Origin of the sequence: Muricoccus harenae, from assembly GCF_009848505.1 — a bacterium.
GTDB classification, from domain to species: Bacteria; Pseudomonadota; Alphaproteobacteria; order Acetobacterales; family Acetobacteraceae; genus Roseomonas; species Roseomonas harenae.
Genome location: NZ_WWDL01000011.1, coordinates 66,792 through 86,186, shown reverse-complemented (window position 1 = coordinate 86,186; position 19,395 = coordinate 66,792). Strand labels below are relative to the sequence as shown.

The window sequence follows — 19,395 nt, the reverse complement described above, 5'->3', positions numbered from 1 at the left end:
GTCATGCGCGCACCCGTCACCATCGCGAAATCCGGTGCCGTCTGGCGCGAGAGCACGCCCATAGCGAGCAAGGCCTATGGCCGCGCGCTGCTGGCGCTGGCGGAGGCCGATCCGCGCATCGTCTGCCTCGGCGCCGACCTGACCGGACCCACCGAGACCGACCTGTTCCGGGACCGCCTGCCGGATCGCTTCTTTAACCTGGGTGTGGCGGAGGCCAACCTGATGTGCGTCGCCTCTGGCATGGCGCGCACGGGGGACATTCCCTTCGTCAACACCTTCGGCGTCTTTGCCTCCCGCCGGTCCTTCGACCAGGTGACGCTGCAGATCGCCTATCCGCGTGCCAATGTGAAGCTGGTGGGCTTCATGCCCGGCCTTACCTCGCCCGGCGGGCCGACGCATCAGGCAACGGACGACGTGGCGATGATGCGCGCGCTGCCGGGCATGGTGGTGATGGAGCCGGCCTGCGCCACGCATGTCGCGCCGATGCTGGCAGCCCTCGTGGCGCATGACGGGCCAGCCTACATGCGGATCAAGCGCGGCGACCTGCCGCTGCTGTTCACCGCGGAGACATGCCCGCCCATCGGCAAGGGCCAGGTGGTGCGGCGCGGCCGGGATGGCTGGATTCTGGCGAGCGGGGTGATGGTGACGCTGGCGCTGGAGGCGATGGAGATGCTGGCAGAGCAGGGCATCGAGGCCGGGCTGGTCAACCTACCCACCATCAAGCCACTGGACGTTGCGCTGGTGGCGGAGCTTGCCGGCGAGGGCAAGCCGATGCTGGTCGCCGAGAACCACTCCGTGGTCGGCGGCCTCGGCTCGGCCGTCGCGGAGGTGATCGCGGAATCGGGCCACGCGCTCCCCTTCGGGCGGCTGGGCGTGGAGGACGTCTTCGCGGAAGGTGCTGGAGCGCCCTTCCTCTTCGACAAATACGGGCTTTCGGCGGGCGCCATCGCAGGACGCTTCGCCACCCTGTCCGCCAGGAACCGGGGGATGTCTCCGGTGCCCTGAGCGACAGGCCAAGCGTGCGAGGGAGGAAAAGAAAGATGGCAAAGGCAATCAGGCGGCGCCCGTTCGGCGCGGCATTGGCCGTGGCGCTGACCGGGGCGCTGGCCGGGCCGGCGGCGGCGCAATCCTTCCCGGAACGCCCCGTCCGCATCATCGTGCCCTACGCGCCTGGCGGCGGGACGGATGTGGTCGCGCGGGTGCTCGCCGCGACCATGACGGCACAGATGCCGCAGACCGTCCTGGTGGAGAACCGGGCTGGAGCGGGCGGCATGGTGGGCGCGGAGGCCGTGGCCCGCTCCGCGCCGGATGGCCACACCATCCTGTTCACCAATACCGGCCATTCCGTGCTGCGCCTGATCGCGCCGAACCCCTCGCTGGATATCCGGCAGGCGCTGTCGCCGGTCGCCATCGTGTCCGAGGCGCCGATGATCATGATGGCGGCGAACAACTTCCCGGCGAAGAGCCTGCAGGAATTCGTCTCACTCGTGCGGGCGAATCCTGGTCGCTACGATTACGGGAGCACCGGCACCGGCGGCACAAACGGCCTGACCGCACTGATGTTCCTTCATGCCTCAGGCCTGAAGATGAACGAAATCCCCTATCGCGGTGGCGCGCCGGCGACGCTCGACCTTGCGGCCGGGCGCATCGCCATGCTGTTCGATGCCAGCTCCACCTCGCTCAGCACCACGCGTGGCGGCCAGGCGCGGGCGCTGGCCGTGACGACGGCGCAGCGCAGCCCCTCGGCGCCGGAACTGCCGACTCTGCGCGAGGCCGGGGTGGACGCCGATATGAGCATTTGGATGGGGATGATGATTCCCTCCGCCACGCCACCCGCGCTGCGGCAGGCCGTGTACCAATCGGTCACCCGCGCCCTCGCGGATCCTGGCCTGCGCGCGCGTTTCACCGAACTCGGCACGGACCGCATTCCGCAAATGACGCCGGAGGAATGCGAGCGCTTCGTCAGCGCCGAGATCGAGCGTTGGGAGGGGCTGCTGCAGCGCTCAGGCTACCGGTCCAATCCGCAATAGGGCCGCCTACAGGCGTTTGCACTCGCCCGCCGCCGGGATGACCGGCGCGGGCGGGATGCGCGCCGGCTGCCTTGCAAAGCTGACAGGCTCGCCTCGCATCAGAGCGACAGGAACTCCCGCACCAGGCGCGGCTGGTCCAGCAGCATCTCCTTGCCGCGGATGATGTGGCAGCCGCGGCGCGCTGCCTCGGCGAGAAGCGGCGTCGTCTCGGGCGCCATGATGACATCGGCCACCACGGCGCTGGCGCCGAGGCGGGACAGGTCGGCGGGCAGGGCGTCGCCTTCCTGCATGCCGACGGAGGTGGTGTTGACCACCAAGTCGAAGCCCGCGGTGTCAGGAGCGGAAAGGGATGTGCCGCATCCCGGATAAGCCGCGGTGACGGCCTCTGCCAGGGCGCGGGCCTTTCCGGCCGTGCGGTTGGCGAAGGCGATGTGGGATGCACCGGCCTCCGCCAGGGCGAAGGCGATGGCGCGCCCCGCGCCGCCAGCGCCGATCTGGAGCACGCGCCGCCCCGCCACCTCCACTTCGTTGCGGGAAAGGCCGGCGACGAAGCCGATGCCGTCCACATTGTCACCGAGCAGAGTACCGTCCGGGTTGCGACGCACGAAGTTGACGGCGCCGATCCCGGTGGCGCGCGGCGTGGTGCCGTCCAGGTGCCGGATCACCTCGATCTTGTGGGGGATGGTCACGCCGAAGCCGGCAACGTTGCGCATGGCGCGGATGGCCCCGAGCACTGTGCCGAGATCCGCCGGCGCGACATGCAGTGGTGAAACGGTGGCGTCCACGCCGTGCCGGAAGAAGTCCTCGTTGAGGATGGCGGTGCCGATGATATGCGCCACCGGATCACCGAGGATGAACATAACCTTGGTCCGGCCTGTCACGCGCTTCAGGATGGGGTCGGTGGCCATGGGTGGTTCCTTCAGGGCTGGGTAACGGCGTCTCACCGGGAGAGGTCCGCCGCGCCCTCCCGCCGGCCGCGAATTTGGAACCGGCTTGCGATGAAGTCGATATATCAAATAGGCTATGTGCGGGTGGTGCCGAGGGAGCCGGATGGGATTGCAGGACGGGGTGCAGGGCCGTGTTGAGTTGCGGGGGCTGGTGAAGCGGTATGGCCCCTTGTACGCCGTGGACCATGTGTCGCTGGAGGTCAGCTCCGGCGAGTTCCTGGCGTTGCTCGGCCCCTCGGGATCCGGCAAGACCACCATCCTGATGTCCATCGCCGGATTCGAATACCCGGATGAAGGACAGGTCCTGATCGGCGGGGAAGACGTGACCTGGTCGCCGCCGAACAAGCGGAATCTGGGGATGGTCTTCCAGAAATATACGCTCTTCCCGCACATGAGCGTGCTCGAGAACATCGCCTTTCCGCTGAAGATGCGTGGCGTCGGCCGCGCGGAGCGGGAGGAGCGTGCGCGTGCGGCCCTGCACACAGTGCGGCTGGGACAGATGGGGGAGCGGCGGCCGGCGCAGCTTTCAGGTGGGCAGCAGCAGCGCGTGGCGATCGCGCGCGCCATTGTCTATCAGCCGCGCGTGCTGCTGATGGACGAGCCCCTCTCCGCGCTGGACAAGAACCTGCGCGAGGAGATGCAGATCGAGATCAAGCATCTGCAGCGTGAGATCGGCATCACCGTCATCTTCGTCACCCATGACCAGACCGAGGCGCTAACCATGGCGGACCGGGTGGCGGTGCTGGACCAGGGGCGGCTGCAGCAGCTTGGGGCCCCGCGGGCGCTCTATGAAGCGCCGGAGACTGGCTTCGTCGCCGGCTTCATCGGCGAGACGAATTTCTGCGAAGGCACGCTGCACGCTGCGGCCATGCCCGGCGAGGCGGTTTCCGTCGCGCTGGATGGCGGCGGGCGGATGCAGGCGGTCGCGGCCCAGGCCCTGCCCGCCGGCGGGCGGATCCGGGTGGCACTGCGGCCGGAGCGGCTTCGCGTCGGGCCTGTCGGCGCCGAGGGGATGGCGGCCCGGGTGAGCGAGGCGATCTATGCCGGAAACGCGACCACGCTGCTGCTGGAGGGCGAGGGCGGGCAGTCGCTGCGCGCGCGGATTCCTGCGGGCGCCGGCCTGCATGAGCCGCGCGAAGGCGAGCCGGTCCGCCTCAGCTGGCAGCCGGCCGATGCCCGTGCCTTCGTGGCCGCATCATGAGCCGGCGTCCCCCGCGCTTCCTGTTGGGTGGCCGGAACTACAGCCCGGCGGCGAGCCTGTTGCTGGCCGCGCCCTTCCTGCTGCTGATCGCGGTCGTGTTCCTGCTGCCGCTGGCCACGTTGCTGCATGAAAGCCTGTTCGTGCCGGCACCCACGGTGGAGCATTACGCCCGCGCCTTTGGCGAGCCGGTCTATCTGCGGGTGATGCTGCGCACGCTGAGGGTGGCGGTCCTTGTCACCGTGGCAGCGCTGATCCTCGCCTGGCCGCTGGCCTGGGTGATGTCGCGCAGCCGCGGGTTAGGGCTCGCCCTGCTGGCGGCGGCGGTGCTGCTTCCTCTTTGGACCTCGGTGCTGGTGCGCACCTATGCCTGGATGGTGCTGCTGCAGCGCAATGGCGTGTTGAACCAGCTGCTGCAGGAGGCGGGGGTGATCGATGCGCCGATGCGCCTGCTCTACACCGAGGGTGCGGTGGTGCTCGCCATGGCGCATGTGCTGCTGCCCTTCATGGTGCTGCCGATCTACTCGGCGCTGAAGGGCATCCCCGAGGATTACGTGCGGGCCGCGCAGATGCTCGGCGCCTCCGCCTGGGGCAGCTTCCGCGAGGTGATCTGGCCCCTGGCCTTGCCGGGCGTCACCTCGGGCTGCCTGATGGTCTTCCTGCTGGCGCTGGGCTTCTTCGTGACGCCGGCGCTGATCGGCGGGCCGCAGCAGATGATGATCGCGACGCTGGTTTCCCAACAGGTGCGAGAGATGCTGGACTGGCCCTTCGCCGGGGCCCTGGTAGGCATCCTGCTGATCTTCGTCCTGGCGCTGACGCTGGTCTTCAAGCGCGCCGTGCGACTGGACCGCTTCGTGGGGTCCGCATGAGCGCGGCGCGGGGCAACCGCGCCGGGCGGATGGCGGTGAATGCCGCCGCCTATGCCGTGACCGTGTTCCTGCTACTGCCGACGCTGATCATCGCGCCCATGTCGGTGGGGCCGGAGCGGCTGCTGAGCTTCCCACCCAAGGGATTCTCGATGCGCTGGTATGCCGAGTACTTCCAGGATGCCGAATGGGTGCGCGCCACCCTGTTCAGTGCGGAGGCGGGGGTGATCTCCGCCGTCTGCGCCACGGTGATCGGCACCATGCTCTCCCTTGCCCTGGTGCGCGGGCGGCTGCCGGGAAAGGGGCTGGTCGAGCTGCTGGTGATTGGGCCAGTAATCGTGCCGCATATCGCGCTGGCGGTGGCCATGTTCCTGGTGTTCGAGCAGTTGCGACTGACCGGGACGCTGCTGGGCTTCGCCATGGCTCATACGGTGCTGGCGCTGCCCTTCGTGGTGTTCACCGTCCTTGCCGCGCTCTACCGCTTCGATGCGGAGCTGGAGCGGGCGGCGCTATCCTGCGGGGCCGGGGGCTTCCGGGTGTTCCGCTACGTCACGCTGCCGCTGATCGCCCCCGGCCTGGTCTCCGCCGCGCTTTTCGCCTTCGTGATTTCCTTCGACGAGGCGGTGGTGTCCTTCTTCATCTCCGACCTCGACCGCAAGACACTGCCGCGCAAGATGTTTGAGGACATCGACTACAACATCTCGCCCACCCTCGCCGCCGTGGCCACCATGCTGACCCTGTTGACCATCGCGGCGCTGCTCCTGGGCTATGCGCTCAAGCGCGGCATGGAGCGGCGAGCGCGGGCGGCGGCCAGGCAGGGTGTTGAGCCGTGATGCATCCAACGACGATCCAGGGAGACAGGGAATGGGCGTGAACAGGAGAAGCCTCCTCGCGGCCTCCGGGCTGGGCGTGGGGTCGCTGGCCATCGGGCGCCCCGCTCTGGCGCAGCGCGGATCGGGTGAGGTTATCGTCGCGGCGACGGGCGGGCTGATGGAACGCAGCCTGCAGGAGCATTTCTACAAGCGCTTCGAGCAGGAGGTGGGCATCCGCGTCCGCTCCGTGCCGATCGAGCTGCCGGACCAATGGGCGCGTGCCCGCGCCGGGCAGCGCAGCGGCAACATCCCCTTCGACGTGGTGACGGCGACGCCGCCGGACCTGATCCAGCACGCCGACATCCTGCAGCCGATCGACTGCAACACCCCCGCCATGACGGCGAATGCCCTGCCGAACGGCTGCTTCCCCACCGGCATCATCCGCACCGCCGGCGGGATGACGCTGAGCTGGAGCAAGAAGGCCTTCCCCAATGGCGGCCCCGCCTCCTGGGCGGATTTCTTTGACATGCAGCGCTTCCCCGGCCCGCGTGCCCTGCCGGATACCGGCGACCGCGAGTGGTGGGTGCCGCTGGCCGCCCTGATGGCCGATGGGGTGGCGCGGGACAAGCTGTTCCCGATGGACCTAGACCGCGCCTATCGCAAGCTGGACACGATCAAGCCGCATGTGGCCGCCTGGTGGAAAAGCGGTGACAACTCGATGCAGATCCTGCGTGGCGGTGATGCCGTGATGACCATGCTGTATTCCAGCCGATCCGTACCGCTCGCCAAGAGCGGCGAGTTCGACTTCACCTGGAACCAGGCGATCCGCGACGTAGGCAACTGGGCGGTGTTGAAGGGCGGGCCGAACACGCAGAACGCGATGCGCTTCCTCGACTTCTTCGTGCAAAATCCGCAGGAGCATCTCGCCTTCAGCGGGAAGGTATCTTTTGATTCGAACAACCGCGAGACACCGAACCTCGTGCCGCAGGAGGAGCGTCGCTACCGCGCCTCCTGGCCAGAGAATTGGGAGAAGCTGATCGTCGCGGATTACGAGTGGATCGCGGCGAACCGCAACGCAATGCGCGAGCGCTGGGTCACCTGGCTGACGCGCTGAGCCGATCGGCGGGGCCGGGAGTGATCCCGGCCCGCCTTCCGCGGACCCCATTTTCCGAGAATGCCGATAGATGCTGGTGAATGATCCCGAGGCGGCGCATTGGCCGGTCGATCCTGGTCGCCTCGATCTCGTCAAGGAATTCCGCGCCAAGCCGCGCGGGCCGCATAGTGACGAGTTGCAGAAGCTGCTGCACCGCATGCGCTGGTCTGGCGTAGGGCGGCGCTACGTGCTGATCGTGCTGGAGCCGAACCGGCGCTGGATGCTGGGCCGTATGCCCGGAAAGCGCGGCCTGCCGATCGAAACCTTCCCCAACCACGTCTTCACCGACTTGGCAGAGGCCGAGTGGGCGGTCTTCGCCCTGCGCTGGGAAGCGCTGACGGGCCAGCGCCTTGAGGATGCCGAGAGCAAGCCCGAATGACCGACACCACTGCCGTCCTGGGCTATGCGTGGCCCCTCGTCGTCTCGCCGGGTGAGGAGGTGGTATTCCACCTGTCCAGCGCGACACTGGAGCGAGCCGAGGCGACGCTGCTGCGCGTGCGCTGCGCCGATCCGGACCCATCCGGGCCCGGGCTGCGCTTCGAGCAGCCGGGCTGCCCGCTGGATGGCTCCGTCACGCTGCGCCATCAGCCGATCCGGCCGGGATCTTGCGCCGTGGTGCCGGATGCGCCGGCGCTGAACCGGAGTGGCTCCTTCTCCGTGGCCTGCTACATCTTACCCACGGCCCCGCTGGCCGGCCCGCAGACCATCATCTCCCGCTGGCGCGACGACACGGGCGAAGGCTGGCGCCTGGGGCTGGATGCCAAGGGGCGGCTGGAATTCGTGCTCCGCGGGCAAGGCCGGCACTGGCGCGCCACGGCGCCGCGGCCGGTGATCGAGCGTGAGTGGATCTTCGTCGGCGGTATGCTGGATGCGGCGGCGGGGTGGATGACCGTGGTGCAGGCGAGCCTGGACCCGCAAGCGGGGCGCGACACAAGCGGCGCCGCGAGCGCTGAGGGGCCGCGCGAATTCGGATGGCCAGGCGAGACGGCGCTGGTGATAGCGGCGCATGCGGTGGAGGCCGGGGAGGCGCCCCGCACCGCCGGGCATTTCGACGGCAAGATCGACCGCCCGCGGCTTCACGCCGGGGCGCTGGACGCGGCGTCTCTGCGGGCCTCGGTGGAGACACTGGCGCCGGTGCCGTCGCAGCCGGATCTGATCGCGGCCTGGGACTTTTCCATGGGCATTTCGACGGACCGGGTGCAGGACGTCTCCGCGAACCGGTTGGATGGCGTGTTGCGCCAACTTCCGATGCGCGCCGTCACCGGCGCAAACTGGGATGGGCGAACGGTGCAGTGGACGGAGGCGCCGGAGCTTTACGGTGCTATCCATTTCCACAGCGACGACATGAACGACGCGGGCTGGTCGCCCGACCTGCGCTTCACCGTCCCGCCCGACTGGCGCAGCGGCTTCTACGCGCTGCGCCTGCGCGCGCGGGAGGGCAGCGATGATCCGGTGGAGAGCTTCGTCGCCTTCTTCGTGCGGGCGCCGCTGGGCAAGCCGCGATCGAAGCTGGCCTTTGTCGCCAGCACCGCCACCTTCCTCGCCTATGCCAACAGCGCGCTGCGGCTGGACCAGGTGCATGCGGAGGCGATGCTGGAAGGGGTGATCGCGCTCTCGCGCGACGACGTGTATCTGCAGGAGCACCGGGAACTCGGCCTGTCCACCTATGACACGCACAGTGATGGCAGCGGCTGGTGCTATTCCTCCGCGAAGCGCCCGATCATCAACATGCGGCCGCGCGGTGCGACCTTCAACTACGGCAATGACACCCACATCATCGATTGGCTGGAGCAGACCGGCCAGGATTATGACATCATCGCCGATCACGACATCCATCGGCATGGCGCCCAGGCGCTGGCACCCTATGCATGCGTCATCACCGGTTCGCATCCCGAGTATTTCAGCCGGCAGATGATTGAGGCCTTCGACGCCTATCAGCGCGGCGGCGGGCGGCACATCTATCTTGGCGGCAACGGCTTCTACTGGCGGATCGGCTGGCATCCAGAGCAGCCGCACACGATAGAGATCCGCCGTGGCATGAACGGCCTGCGCACCTGGGAAGGCGAGGCTGGGGAGAACGCGCTCTCCTTCACCGGCGAGCCTTCCGGGTTGTGGCGCAGCAACGGGCGCCCGCCGCAGCGGCTGGTGGGGGTGGGCTTCGACGCGCAGGTCTTCACGCGCTCCTACCCCTATCGCTGGCTCGATGCGGCGCGGGACCCGCGCGTTGCCTGGGCCGTGGAGGGGCTGGATCTCGATGCGCCGCTTGGGGATTTCGGCTTGCGTGGTGGCGGCGCGGCCGGGCTGGAGGTGGACCGGGTGGAGCCGACCCTCGGATCGCCGCCGCATCTGCTCTGGCTCGCCACCGCCGATCAGCTCGGCTACGGCGGCGTGCCCACGCTTGAGGAGTTGAGGACGCTGCATCGGGGCGCAATGGGCGACCAGAATGCGCGGGTGCGGGCGGATATTGCCTTCTTTCCCACGTCTCGCGGTGGTGCCGTCTTCTCCACCGGCTCGATCGCCTGGGCCTGCGCGCTTTCCTGCGCTGCCTACGAGAACTCGGTGAGCCGACTGACGGGCAACGTGCTGCGCCGCTTCCTGGACCCGGCGCCCTTCGACGGCTTCGACGCCTGAACGAACCTCCCCACCTGGTGCCCCAACCTACCAGACAGAAATAGAAGGGGGTCCGGGGGGGATACCTCCCCCGGCCTTCCTTCGATTCACTCCGCCCGAATGCCGGCGCGCTTGATCACCGGCTCCAACGTCTTCTTCTCGTTCTCGATCAGCGCGGCGAAAGCATGCGGGCCCTGGCCGCCGAGGATCGTGCCCTGTTCCACGAGCCTCCCGCCGATGGCCGGATCGCGCAGGGCCGCGGCCACGGCATCGGCCACGGCGGCAATGATGGCGGGCGGCGTGCCGGCCGGGGCGGCCATGCCGAAGGAGGTGCCGAAGATGAAGCCGGACACCCCGGCCTCGGCGGTGGTGGGAACATCCGGCAGCTGCGGAAGCCGCTGCTCGGTGGCCACGGCCAGCGGACGCACAGCGTTGCCGCGGATATGGCCGAGAATGTTCGGCACATTGTCGATGATCATGTCGATATTGCCGGCGATGAGGTCCGTGATCGCCGGCGCCGCGCCACGATAGGGGACGTGCTGGATCTCGGTGCCGGTCGCGTCCTTGAACAGTTCCAGCGCCAGGTGGAGGCTGCTGCCGGAGCCAGCCGAGCCCGCGGTGAGCTGCCCCGGCTGTTCCTTCGCAGCCGCCACCAGCGCGCCGAGATTCTGCCAGGGACGCGCATTGGCGACGCAGACCACCTTTGGCGTGGCAGCCAGCAGGGTAATCGGCGCGAAGGCTGCGTTGGTGTCATAGGGCATGGCGGCATAGATGAACTGGTTCACCGCCAGCGGCCCCATGGAGGAGGCGAGCAGCGTGTAGCCGTCGGGCGCTGCTTTGGCGACAAGGTCGGCGCCGATATTGCCGCCCGCGCCGGCGCGGTTGTCCACCACGCAGGGCTGGCCAAGGCGGGTCGCGAGGGATTGCGAGACGGAGCGCGCCAGCGTGTCGACGAGGCCACCCGGCGGGAAGGGAACGATGATGCGTACTGGCTTGGTCGGCCAAGGGGCGTTGCCCTGGGCGTGTGCCGCAGCGGGAGCGGCGAGGGCCAGGCTGGCGCCCAGTAGGGTGCGGCGTTGGATGCAGTGCTTCATGGCGTCGGCTCTCCCTTGATGTTCATGCGGCATCTGCCGCCGACGATGTGCCTGCCTTCCAACAGGATTTCGCGATCAGCGATGACGAGGCTGCGGCGAGCGTTCTGCTTCACCAGCAGGATGCCGGTGCCGCTTGCGTGGATGCGCGTCAGCGTGCGGAACAGTTCCCCAGCCATGGGCGCGCGGCCGATGGCAGGCGCAACCCGCAAGCGGCCTTCACCTCCCTTACCCATGTCTCGTAATTGGGGAGGTGGTGATGGCGCCGCCGCCAGCATTGGGGCCGGTCCTGAAAGTGGCGTGACCGATGCGCACCGCGGATGGCGCGACCTAGGCATGGATAGCAGGCGCCGCCCGGCGGGTGATGGTGATGTTCATTTTTTGTGTTTCCTCCCCCGAGCGGTCGTGGCTGCTAATGCGCGCCGGGCGTCGCGGGTGGTGGTGACTTCGCCGCCGGCGGGAAGGGGTACTGCCCGGGCTGCGTTTCCACCGTGATCCAGCGAAGCTCCGTAAATTCCGCGATGCCCGCACGGCCGCCGAAGCGGCCGTAGCCGCTGGACTTCACGCCGCCAAAAGGCATCTGTGCCTCGTCATGCACGGTGGGGCCGTTGACATGACAGATGCCGCTCTCGATGCGCTGGGCGAGGGCGATGCCGCGCGCGACATCCTTCGTGAAAATCGCGGCGGAAAGCCCGTACTCGGAATCATTGGCGACGCGCAGCGCCTCCTCCGCATCCTTCACGCGGATCATGGCGACGACGGGGCCGAAAGACTCTTCCGAATACAGTGCCATCTCGGGTGTCACGCGGTCGACGATGGCGGCGGGCATGATCGTGCCCTTGCGCTCGCCGCCGCCGAAGAGCTTCGCTCCCTTGGAGGTGGCATCGGCGATCAGTGTCTCCACCTTGGCGGCGGAGGCTTCGTCCACCACGGAACCGAGGAAGACGGTGCCGGTGCGCGGATCCCCCACCGGCAGGGTGGCCACGAAATCCGCGAGCTTCTTCACGAAGGCATCGGCCACGCTCTCCACCACCACCAGCCGCTCGGTGGACATGCAGATCTGGCCCTGGTTCATGAAGGCACCGAAGGCAGCAGCCTTCACGGCTTCCTCCAGGTCGGCATCCGCCAGCACGATCATGGGGGCCTTGCCGCCGAGCTCCAGCAGCACGGGCTTCAGGTGCTTCGCGGCATGCATGGCCACGATCCGCCCCACCTTGGTCGAGCCGGTGAAGTTCACGCGGCGCACGGCCTTATGGGCGATCATCGCCTCCACCACCGCGGGCGCGTCCCCGGCGGAATGGGTCACGACATTCACCACGCCCGGCGGTACGCCGCCGTCGCGCAGGGCCCGTGCGATCAGGCTGTGTGTGCCCGGGCAGGTCTCGCTGGCCTTGAGCACCACGGTGTTGCCGCAGGCCAGCGGAAGGGCCAGGGCGCGCACGCCCAGGATAACCGGCGCATTCCATGGTGCCATGCCCAACACCACGCCCACCGGCGCGCGGATGGACATCGCAAGGCAGCCCGGCTTGTCCGAGGGGATGACCTCACCCGTGGTCTGGGTGGTCATGGCGGCGGCTTCGCGCAGCATCCCGGCGGCGAGATGCACGTTGAAGCCGGCCCAGCCGGAGGTCGCGCCGATCTCCTCCGCCATCAGGCGAATGAAGTCGGGCGCCTTGGCGGCGAGCGCGTCGGCGGCCTTCAGCAGGATGGCGCGGCGGGCATTGGGGCCGAGGGCCGACCAGGCGGGGAAGGCGGCGGCAGCGGCATCGCAGGCGGCCTGCGCATCGGCCACCGTGGCGGCGGCGGCGCGGGTGGCGACCTCGCCGCTGATGGGGTTGCGGCGTTCGAAGGTGGCCGAGCCGGTGGCGGGGCGCTCGCCCTCGCCGATGATCAGGGGCACGTCGAGCATGCGGTTCTCCTCAGTGCTTGTCGTAGAGCGAGGCGACGGCGCCGTTGTCGAGCGACACCTCCACCAGCATCGGACCCTTTGCCGCCATGGCCTCGGTGAGGGCGGCGTCCAGCTCCGCGGGCGTGGCGGCAGTGCGGGCGGCGCAGCCCATGCCGCGCGCGATCGAGACGAAGTCGATGCCCGGCAACTCGATGCCCGGCGCATCGCGCACCTGCAGCACGCGGGAGAAGGAGCGCATGGCACCATAGCCGGAATTGTTCATCACGATCACGGCCAGCGGCAGCTTCTCCTGCACTGCCGTCCAGAGCGCCTGGGGCGAGTACATGAAGGAGCCGTCGCCGATCAGGCAGGCCACGCGGCGTCCGGGGTTGGCCAGCGCCACACCGACAGCGGCGGGCAACGCGTAGCCGAGGCCGCCGCTCGCCATGGTGAAGAAGCCTCCCCATTCCCGGATCGGCATCTGAGCGTGCATGGCGGGGCGGTGGGAGGGCGCCTCCTCCACCAGGATGGCGTCCTGCGGCATGGCGGCGTGCAGCCGGTGCAGCGCATAGGGCGCGGTAACGGGCGTGCTCGCGGCTGGCGGTGACGGGCGTGGGCGCGGCGCGGGCAGGGCGCGCGACGCGGGTGGCAGCAGGGCCGCCAGCGCCGGGAGGCCGAGGTGCAGGCTGCCCAGGATCGCCGTGCCAGCCGGGGCGGAGGAGGCGGCTTCCGCATCCGTCGTCATCTGGATGATGGGGATGCCGGAACGGAAGAGGGCGCAGTCGCCCGGCACATGAAAGGTGAAGACGGGCGCGCCGATCACCAGCACCAGGTCATGCGCGATCAGCGCATCGGAAACGGATTGCGGCGAGGCCGGGAGGTGGCCGGCAAAGAGCGGATGGTCCTCGGGGAAGGAGAGGCGGGAGGAGAAGGGACTGGTCAGCACCGGCGCGCCAATGCGCTCGGCGAGGGCAACGAGCGCAGGGCCGGCGCCTTCCGCATCAACCTCCGGCCCGACCACCAGCACGGGGCGGCGGGCAGCGGTGATGGCGCGCACGGCCTCGGACAGGGCGGCGGGATCGGGCGATGCGTCGGGGAACCAGGCGCGCGGCACCACGGGCTGGCAGGGCGCCGACCAGTCATCCGAGGGGATGGAGACGAAGGTGGGGCCATAGGGGCGTTGCATGGCGATGCGATGCGCCTGAGCGATGGCCGCCGGCACGTCCTCGGCCCGCGCGGGCTCGATGCTGAACTTGACGTAGGGCTTGGGGAATTGCGCGGCGTCGCTGGCGCCGAGGAAGGGCAGGTTGGGCAGGAGCGAGCGCGTCTGCTGCCCCGCGGTGACGACCAGCGGCGCGGCGTTGCGGTAGGCGGTGAAGAGATTGCCGAGCGCGTGCCCCACCCCCGCGGCCGAATGCAGGTTCACGAAGGCGCAGCGTCTGGTGGCACGGGCATAGCCATCGGCCATGCCCAGCACGCTCGCTTCCTGCAGGCCGAGCACATAATGGAAGTCGGATGGCCAACGATCGAGGAAAGGCAGTTCGGTCGAGCCCGGATTGCCGAAGACCGTCGTCATGCCGAGCTCGCGAAGAAGGTCGAGCGTCGCCTCGCGCACCGTGGTCCGGGTGGTCGTGGTGGCATCCATTATCTGTCGTCCGATTCCAGCCCCGCGATCAGGCGGCGCAGCGTGTCGAGAAAGGCGGCGCGGTTCTCCGCGCCCACCAGCCGGTCCAGGTCCGCATCATGGGCCGCGGCATGGGCCGCCAGCGCCGCCAGCGCCCCCTCCCCGGCAGGGGTGAGGGTGAGGGCATAGCTGCGCCGGTCCGTCGCCGCGCGGTCGCGGCGGATCAGGCCGCGCTGCTCCAGCTCGGTCAGCCTGGGGGTGAGGGTGGACTTGTCGCGCCCCACCGCGGCGCCGAGGGCAGTCTGGGACAGGCCGGGATTTTCGTGGATCACCACCAGCGTGGCGAAATGTCCCGGCTTCAGTCCCGAAGTGCCGCTGCGCCGCGCGAATGCCACGAAGGAGGCTTCCTGCGCGAGGCGCAGGTGGAAGCCGAGCGTGTCGTTCAGCAGACCGAGCCGGATCCGGCCCTGCCCGCCGGACAGCACGCGGAGCGCCGGAGCCTGGCTGCTGCGGGCTTTCGTCTGGTTAGTGGCGCGCGGCGGATTTGCCCGCGATGGCTGGGCCAAGTGACGGCTTCCTCCTGCCGGCGCGTCATGGGCTGGGCGCCTTCCTTGTATGGATCGTAGGATATCCAACGATCTTCGCGCAAGGGCCCATCAGCCATGGGCGTGTCGGCGTGGGTGCTGGGGCGGGAGGCGGGCCGGATGGACCCTAGTCAACGCCCCCCTGCACCACCGCACGGTTCCGTCCCGCGGCCTTGGCCTGGTACAGGGCCTTGTTCGCGATATCGACGAGTTGCAGTGGCGATCTGCCCTGTATCGGAATGGTCAGGGCGGCGCCGATGCTGACGGTCACATGGGTGCTGACCGTGGAGGCGAGATGCGGCAGGGAGAGTGCCTCGATGCTGCGGCAAAGGCGCTCGGTCAGATGCATGACCTGCTCCAGCGAGGCGTCCGGCAGCACCACGACGAACTCCTCGCCCCCGAAGCGCGCCGGGAGGTCGGACGAGCGCCGGCAATGGCGCTGGATGGTGGCCGCGACGGATTTCAGCACCTCGTCGCCGGCGAGATGGCCGTAGCGGTCGTTGTAGCGCTTGAACTCATCCACATCGATCATCAGCACAGAGAGCGCCTGCTGCGAGCGCATCGACCGGCTCCATTCGACCTGCAGGTACTCGTCGAAATAGCGGCGGTTGCCGAGGCCGGTGAGGCCGTCCACCTTGGTCAGCCGCTGCAGCTCGAGATTCGCCTCAACCAGGTTCTGCTGGCTCTCGCGAAGCGCCGAATAGGCCTCGTCGCGCTGCAGCTGGTTCAGATAGGCACGGGAGTGGTAGCGGATGCAGGCGATCAGCTCGAGCCGGTCGGGAAGCTTCACCAGATAGTCGTTGGCGCCGAGGCTGAAGGCCTCGCTCTTGATCGTCGGCTCCTCCTTGGTGGACAGCACGATCACCGGGATGTCACGGGTGAGCGGATCCTTCCGGTAGTCGCGCACCAGGTCCAATCCGTTGACGCCGGGCATGACGAGATCCTGCAGGATGACCGTCGGCCGGACCTCTTTCGCGATGGCGAGCGCCTTCGTGGGATCCGAGCAGTAGTGGAAGTCGATATTGGGGTCGCTGGTCAGGATTCGGCGCAGCGCCTCGCCGATCATCAGCTGGTCGTCTACCAGCAGCACCATGATGGCGTAATCGTCCGACGGTGGTGCACCCGGTGGCCTGCGCAGGCTTCCAGAGTTCATGGGGCGGTTTCCTTCCGGGCCTTAACGGGCAACGGCGCCGATGAGCCGTGCCGCGATGCCGGGCAGTGGCAGGATGTCGACGGCCGCGCCGATTTCGGCTGCAGCCTTTGGCATGCCGTAGACGGCGCTGGTCGCGCGGTCCTGGGCAATGGTGTGGCAGCCCTTCGCGCGCAAGGCCTGCAGCCCCTGGGCGCCGTCTCGGCCCATGCCGGTCAGGAGCACCCCGACCGCATCGCCTTTCCAGAGCCGGGCGACGCTGTGGAAGAACACATCCACCGAAGGCCGGTAAGCATAGTCACGCGGCTCCCGGGTATAGCCGAGCAGGGAGGCGGATTTCAGCGTCAGATGGTTGTCGCTGGCCGCCAGAAGCACGGTGCCGGGGGACGGGGTGTCATCCTCCCGGGCCAGCTGGACGGGCATGGTGGCATATCCGCGTAGCCAGTCCGCCATGCCGGCAGCGAAGCGATCATCGACATGCTGGATGATCACGATGGCGGCCGGGAAGTCCCGCGGCAGGCCTTGCAGCAAGGTGGCCAGGGCGGCCGGGCCCCCGGTCGAGGCGCCGATCGCCACGAGCGGATGGCGGGCCGGCAGCGAGCGGCTGGCGGGCAGAGCAGCCTGGGGCGCCGGGCCACGGTCCCCGATCAGCCGCCCGATAGCGGTGATCTTGCGAAGCAGCGGCATGGCGCCTTAGCGCGCGTCCCCGCCGCCGAAATTGGGCAGGTCGACTGCATCCAGCGCGCCGTGTCCCATCGCGTCGAAGACGCGGGACGCGTTCGCATCCACGCTGCCGGTGACCAGCAGGATGGGGCAGGAGGTTTCGGCCATGATCCGGCGCGTGGCCTCGACGCCGTCCATGCCGGGCATCATGAGGTCCATCAGCACCAGGTCGGGCAGGTCGCTGCGGCACAGCGCAATGGCTTCGGCGCCCGTGCTGGCCGTCCAGGCCACCCGGTGCTCCGGCGTCATCGACACGACCTGGCGCAGGATCTCCGTCGCTGTCGGCATGTCGTGGACGATCCCTATCCGCATCCTGCCATCCCCGCTCCCCCTTCGCCGCCCGCTATGCTTCCGCTTCGCCGATGAGATCGACGACGGCATGGACCAGGGCCTCGTCATGGAAGCTGCCCTTGGTGAGATAGTAGTCGGCACCTGCCTCCAGCCCGCGGCGGCGGTCCTCCTCGCGGTCCTTGTAGGAGACGATCATCACCGGCACCGCGCGCAGATGTGGATCCTTGCGGATGAGGGTGACCAGCTCGATCCCGTCCATCCGGGGCATGTCCACGTCGGTGACAATCAGGTCGAAATGGCCGGCGCGCGCGGCGTTCCAGCCATCCATGCCATCGGTCGCGACTTCGACTTCGTAGCCGTGCTGGCTGAGCAGCTTGCGCTCCAGCTCCCGGATCGTGAGGGAGTCGTCCACGACCAGCACGCGACGCCGCCGCTTGCCTGCATCCGGCGCGGCCGCACCGACCTTGCCGAGCCGGCCGGTGGCGGTGAGCTTCTCCACGCCGCGGAGCAGGTCATCCACGTCCAGGATCAGCACGGGCGATCCGTCCTCCATCAGCGCGGCCGCGCTGATCCCCGGGACCTTCCCGAGGCGGGGGTCGAGCGGCCGCACCACGAGGTCCCGCTGCGCCAGAAGGAGGTCCACGGCCAGGCCGTAGCTGTTCCGCTGATCCCCGATGATGACAACGGAAAGCTCCTCCCTGGCGATGGCGGCCTCCGCGCTGCCGAGGAGGTGATGCGCCCCGACAAGGCCGATCTGGCGGTCCTCGAGGCTGAAATGCTGCTGCCCCTCAAGCATCTCGATGGCGGACCGGGGCAGCTTCAGGGCACGCTGGATGCTAGCTAGCGGCAAGGCATAGGGCTCGCCGCTGATTTCCACGAGCAGGGCGCGGACGACGGAAAGACTCAGCGGCAGTTCGAACTGAAAGCGTGCGCCCTGCCCCGCCTCGGTGGCGGCGCGGACGATGCCGCGCACCTGCCTCGCCGAGGCCTGCACCGCGTCCAGCCCGACGCCGCGGCCCGAGATGGCCGTGACGGAGAGCTTGAGGCTGAAGCCAGGCAGAAACAGAAATTCCAGCAGTTCCGCCTCGCTCAGCTGGCTGACCGTCTCCGCGCTGGCGAGGCCACGCGCGAGGATGGCGGCGCGGAGCCGCTCCAGGTCGATGCCATGGCCGTCATCGGCGACGATGATCTGCAACAGCCCGGCATGGTGGCGGGCCTCCAGCCGGATCACACCCTCCGCGGGCTTGCCCGCCGCCACGCGCTCCACCGGCGGCTCGATGCCATGGTCGATGGCGTTTCGCAGGAGATGCCCGATCGGCGCATCGAGCTGTTCCAGGATGTCGCGGTCCACGGGGGTGGCGCCGCCCAGGATCTCCAGCCGGACCTGCTTCCCCAGTTCACGCCCCAGGTCGCGGACGCGGCGGGCGTAGCGGCGGACGCCATCCTCGAAGGGGCGCATCCGGCTGGCCAGGGCCTCGTCATAGAGGCGGTGCGCGAGCTGCACGGCCCGGCGGTCATAGGTCTCGAATTCGGCCAGTTGCTCGGCCAAGTAGTGCTGGCAATCCGCGAGCCGCTGGCGCGCTTCGCCCAGGGCGAATTGCAGCGCCTCGCCGCCGGCCTCGGGCGGCAGCGCGTCCCGCAACCCGTCGAAGGCGCGGATGGCGTCGAAATGGAGGCGGCGCAGACGCATCAGCCTGTCGCCGAAGGGCCGCAGGCGGCGCGCCTCCATCAGCGACTCACCAGTCAGGCCAAGCAGGCGGCTGAGGCTGTCGGCGGTGATGCGCAGCACGCGGTCGGCGGCCTCGCTGCCTTCTTGCGCGGATTGGCGAGGGGGACGGGCAGGCTGCGGAGCAGGATCGTGCGCAGGTGCCGCTCTCGGCGGGGAGGGCGGCGGGTCAGGTGCCGTTGGCTCGGGTGCTGAAAACTCGGGCGCTGCCGCTTCCTGCGCGGGTGGGATCGGTGGCGGTGGGATGGGCGCGGGAATCGCCACCTGTGGCGCGGCGGTCGCCTGGCCGAGGGCGGCGAGAAGGGCATCCGCCTCCGCCCGGTCGGCATCTCCCGCCGCCTGCGGCTCCGAGCTGTCGCGGGCGATCGCGGCCAGCATGTCGACGCCGCGGAGCAGCAGGTCGATCTGTTCGCGGCGCAGAATCAGCCGTCCGCGTTGCGCGGCGACGAAGATCTCCTCCATCGCATGGGCGATGTCGACCGCGGGCATCAGCTCGATGAGCCGGGCCGCGCCCTTGAGCGAATGGGCTGCCCGCATGGAAGCTTCCAGGCTCTGCTCGGCGGTGGGGTCGCGTTCCAGCGCTAGCAGGCTGGCGGTCAGCGCCTGGGTATGCGTCTCCGCCTCGAGCCGGAACAGGTCGAGCAGCGAGAACTGGCTGTAATCCTCGCCGGTGCTCATGCAGCCTTGCTCATGCGACGTTGC

At 69.0% G+C, this 19,395-nt stretch carries 18 protein-coding genes; 8 read left to right on the top strand and 10 right to left on the bottom strand.

Annotated elements, in window-relative coordinates; genetic code table 11:
* Window positions 1–3: 3 nt before the first annotated feature.
* Both GSE44_RS10185 and GSE44_RS10180 read left to right on the top strand, forming a co-directional pair.
* The gene (locus tag GSE44_RS10185; RefSeq protein WP_159348686.1) at window positions 4–1,005 is read left to right on the top strand and encodes a transketolase family protein; all 1,002 of its coding nucleotides are present in this window, start codon (window positions 4–6) and stop codon (window positions 1,003–1,005) included.
* 35 nt (window positions 1,006–1,040) lie between these two features.
* Window positions 1,041–2,030 carry a Bug family tripartite tricarboxylate transporter substrate binding protein gene (locus GSE44_RS10180; protein ID WP_159348685.1) on the top strand — a complete coding sequence of 330 codons (990 nt, stop codon included), beginning with the start codon at window positions 1,041–1,043 and terminating at the stop codon, window positions 2,028–2,030.
* Window positions 2,031–2,128: 98 nt separating this feature from the next.
* On the opposite strand, the gene GSE44_RS10175 is transcribed toward GSE44_RS10180, so the two are convergent.
* Window positions 2,129–2,938: a shikimate dehydrogenase family protein gene (locus tag GSE44_RS10175; protein ID WP_159348684.1), complete on the bottom strand. Its 810-nt coding sequence runs from the start codon at window positions 2,936–2,938 to the stop codon at window positions 2,129–2,131.
* A 142-nt stretch (window positions 2,939–3,080) separates the two neighbouring features.
* Here GSE44_RS10175 and GSE44_RS10170 point away from each other — a divergent pair, with 142 nt between their 5' ends.
* The 6 genes from GSE44_RS10170 (at window position 3,081) to GSE44_RS10145 (ending at window position 9,637) form a co-directional block, all read left to right on the top strand.
* Window positions 3,081–4,178 (top strand): ABC transporter ATP-binding protein, encoded by a 1,098-nt coding sequence (locus GSE44_RS10170; RefSeq protein WP_201306015.1) that lies wholly within the window; start codon window positions 3,081–3,083, stop codon window positions 4,176–4,178.
* Window positions 4,175–5,044 carry an ABC transporter permease gene (locus GSE44_RS10165; RefSeq protein ID WP_159348682.1) on the top strand — a complete coding sequence of 290 codons (870 nt, stop codon included), beginning with the start codon at window positions 4,175–4,177 and terminating at the stop codon, window positions 5,042–5,044. Before GSE44_RS10170 ends, GSE44_RS10165 begins: the two co-directional genes overlap by 4 nt.
* On the top strand, window positions 5,041–5,874 hold the full coding sequence (locus GSE44_RS10160; RefSeq protein WP_235924698.1) for an ABC transporter permease: 834 nt from the start codon (window positions 5,041–5,043) through the stop codon (window positions 5,872–5,874). The genes GSE44_RS10165 and GSE44_RS10160 overlap by 4 nt, the downstream gene beginning before the upstream one ends.
* A 37-nt stretch (window positions 5,875–5,911) precedes the next feature.
* Entirely contained in the window at window positions 5,912–6,967 is a 1,056-nt protein-coding gene (locus tag GSE44_RS10155) for an extracellular solute-binding protein (protein WP_159348681.1), read from the top strand.
* A gap of 70 nt (window positions 6,968–7,037) precedes the next feature.
* Window positions 7,038–7,385 (top strand): hypothetical protein, encoded by a 348-nt coding sequence (locus GSE44_RS10150; RefSeq protein ID WP_159348680.1) that lies wholly within the window; start codon window positions 7,038–7,040, stop codon window positions 7,383–7,385.
* On the top strand, window positions 7,382–9,637 hold the full coding sequence (locus GSE44_RS10145) for a N,N-dimethylformamidase beta subunit family domain-containing protein (RefSeq protein ID WP_159348679.1): 2,256 nt from the start codon (window positions 7,382–7,384) through the stop codon (window positions 9,635–9,637). Before GSE44_RS10150 ends, GSE44_RS10145 begins: the two co-directional genes overlap by 4 nt.
* An 86-nt stretch (window positions 9,638–9,723) precedes the next feature.
* Here the strand turns inward: GSE44_RS10145 and GSE44_RS10140 are convergent, their stop codons facing one another.
* The 9 genes from GSE44_RS10140 to GSE44_RS10105 all read right to left on the bottom strand — a co-directional run bounded on the left by GSE44_RS10140 (window position 9,724) and on the right by GSE44_RS10105 (window position 19,371).
* The gene (locus GSE44_RS10140) at window positions 9,724–10,710 is read right to left on the bottom strand and encodes a Bug family tripartite tricarboxylate transporter substrate binding protein (RefSeq protein WP_159348678.1); all 987 of its coding nucleotides are present in this window, start codon (window positions 10,708–10,710) and stop codon (window positions 9,724–9,726) included.
* Window positions 10,707–10,985 (bottom strand): P-loop NTPase family protein, encoded by a 279-nt coding sequence (locus tag GSE44_RS10135; RefSeq protein ID WP_159348677.1) that lies wholly within the window; start codon window positions 10,983–10,985, stop codon window positions 10,707–10,709. Before GSE44_RS10135 ends, GSE44_RS10140 begins: the two co-directional genes overlap by 4 nt.
* A 134-nt stretch (window positions 10,986–11,119) precedes the next feature.
* Window positions 11,120–12,616: an aldehyde dehydrogenase gene (locus GSE44_RS10130; RefSeq protein ID WP_159348676.1), complete on the bottom strand. Its 1,497-nt coding sequence runs from the start codon at window positions 12,614–12,616 to the stop codon at window positions 11,120–11,122.
* Between the two features lie 10 nt (window positions 12,617–12,626).
* Complete coding sequence (mdlC, locus tag GSE44_RS10125) at window positions 12,627–14,240, bottom strand: benzoylformate decarboxylase (protein ID WP_159348675.1); 1,614 nt, start codon at window positions 14,238–14,240, stop codon at window positions 12,627–12,629.
* On the bottom strand, window positions 14,240–14,785 hold the full coding sequence (locus tag GSE44_RS10120) for a MarR family winged helix-turn-helix transcriptional regulator (RefSeq protein WP_235924697.1): 546 nt from the start codon (window positions 14,783–14,785) through the stop codon (window positions 14,240–14,242). The genes mdlC and GSE44_RS10120 overlap by 1 nt, the downstream gene beginning before the upstream one ends.
* Before the next feature lie 145 nt (window positions 14,786–14,930).
* Window positions 14,931–15,956: a diguanylate cyclase domain-containing protein gene (locus GSE44_RS10115; protein ID WP_201306014.1), complete on the bottom strand. Its 1,026-nt coding sequence runs from the start codon at window positions 15,954–15,956 to the stop codon at window positions 14,931–14,933.
* A 21-nt stretch (window positions 15,957–15,977) separates the two neighbouring features.
* On the bottom strand, window positions 15,978–16,640 hold the full coding sequence (locus tag GSE44_RS10110; protein ID WP_235924696.1) for a chemotaxis protein CheB: 663 nt from the start codon (window positions 16,638–16,640) through the stop codon (window positions 15,978–15,980).
* A 6-nt stretch (window positions 16,641–16,646) separates the two neighbouring features.
* On the bottom strand, window positions 16,647–16,988 hold the full coding sequence (locus GSE44_RS26760; protein ID WP_268893643.1) for a response regulator: 342 nt from the start codon (window positions 16,986–16,988) through the stop codon (window positions 16,647–16,649).
* A gap of 31 nt (window positions 16,989–17,019) precedes the next feature.
* Window positions 17,020–19,371 carry a hybrid sensor histidine kinase/response regulator gene (locus tag GSE44_RS10105; protein ID WP_159348674.1) on the bottom strand — a complete coding sequence of 784 codons (2,352 nt, stop codon included), beginning with the start codon at window positions 19,369–19,371 and terminating at the stop codon, window positions 17,020–17,022.
* Window positions 19,372–19,395: the final 24 nt, after the last annotated feature.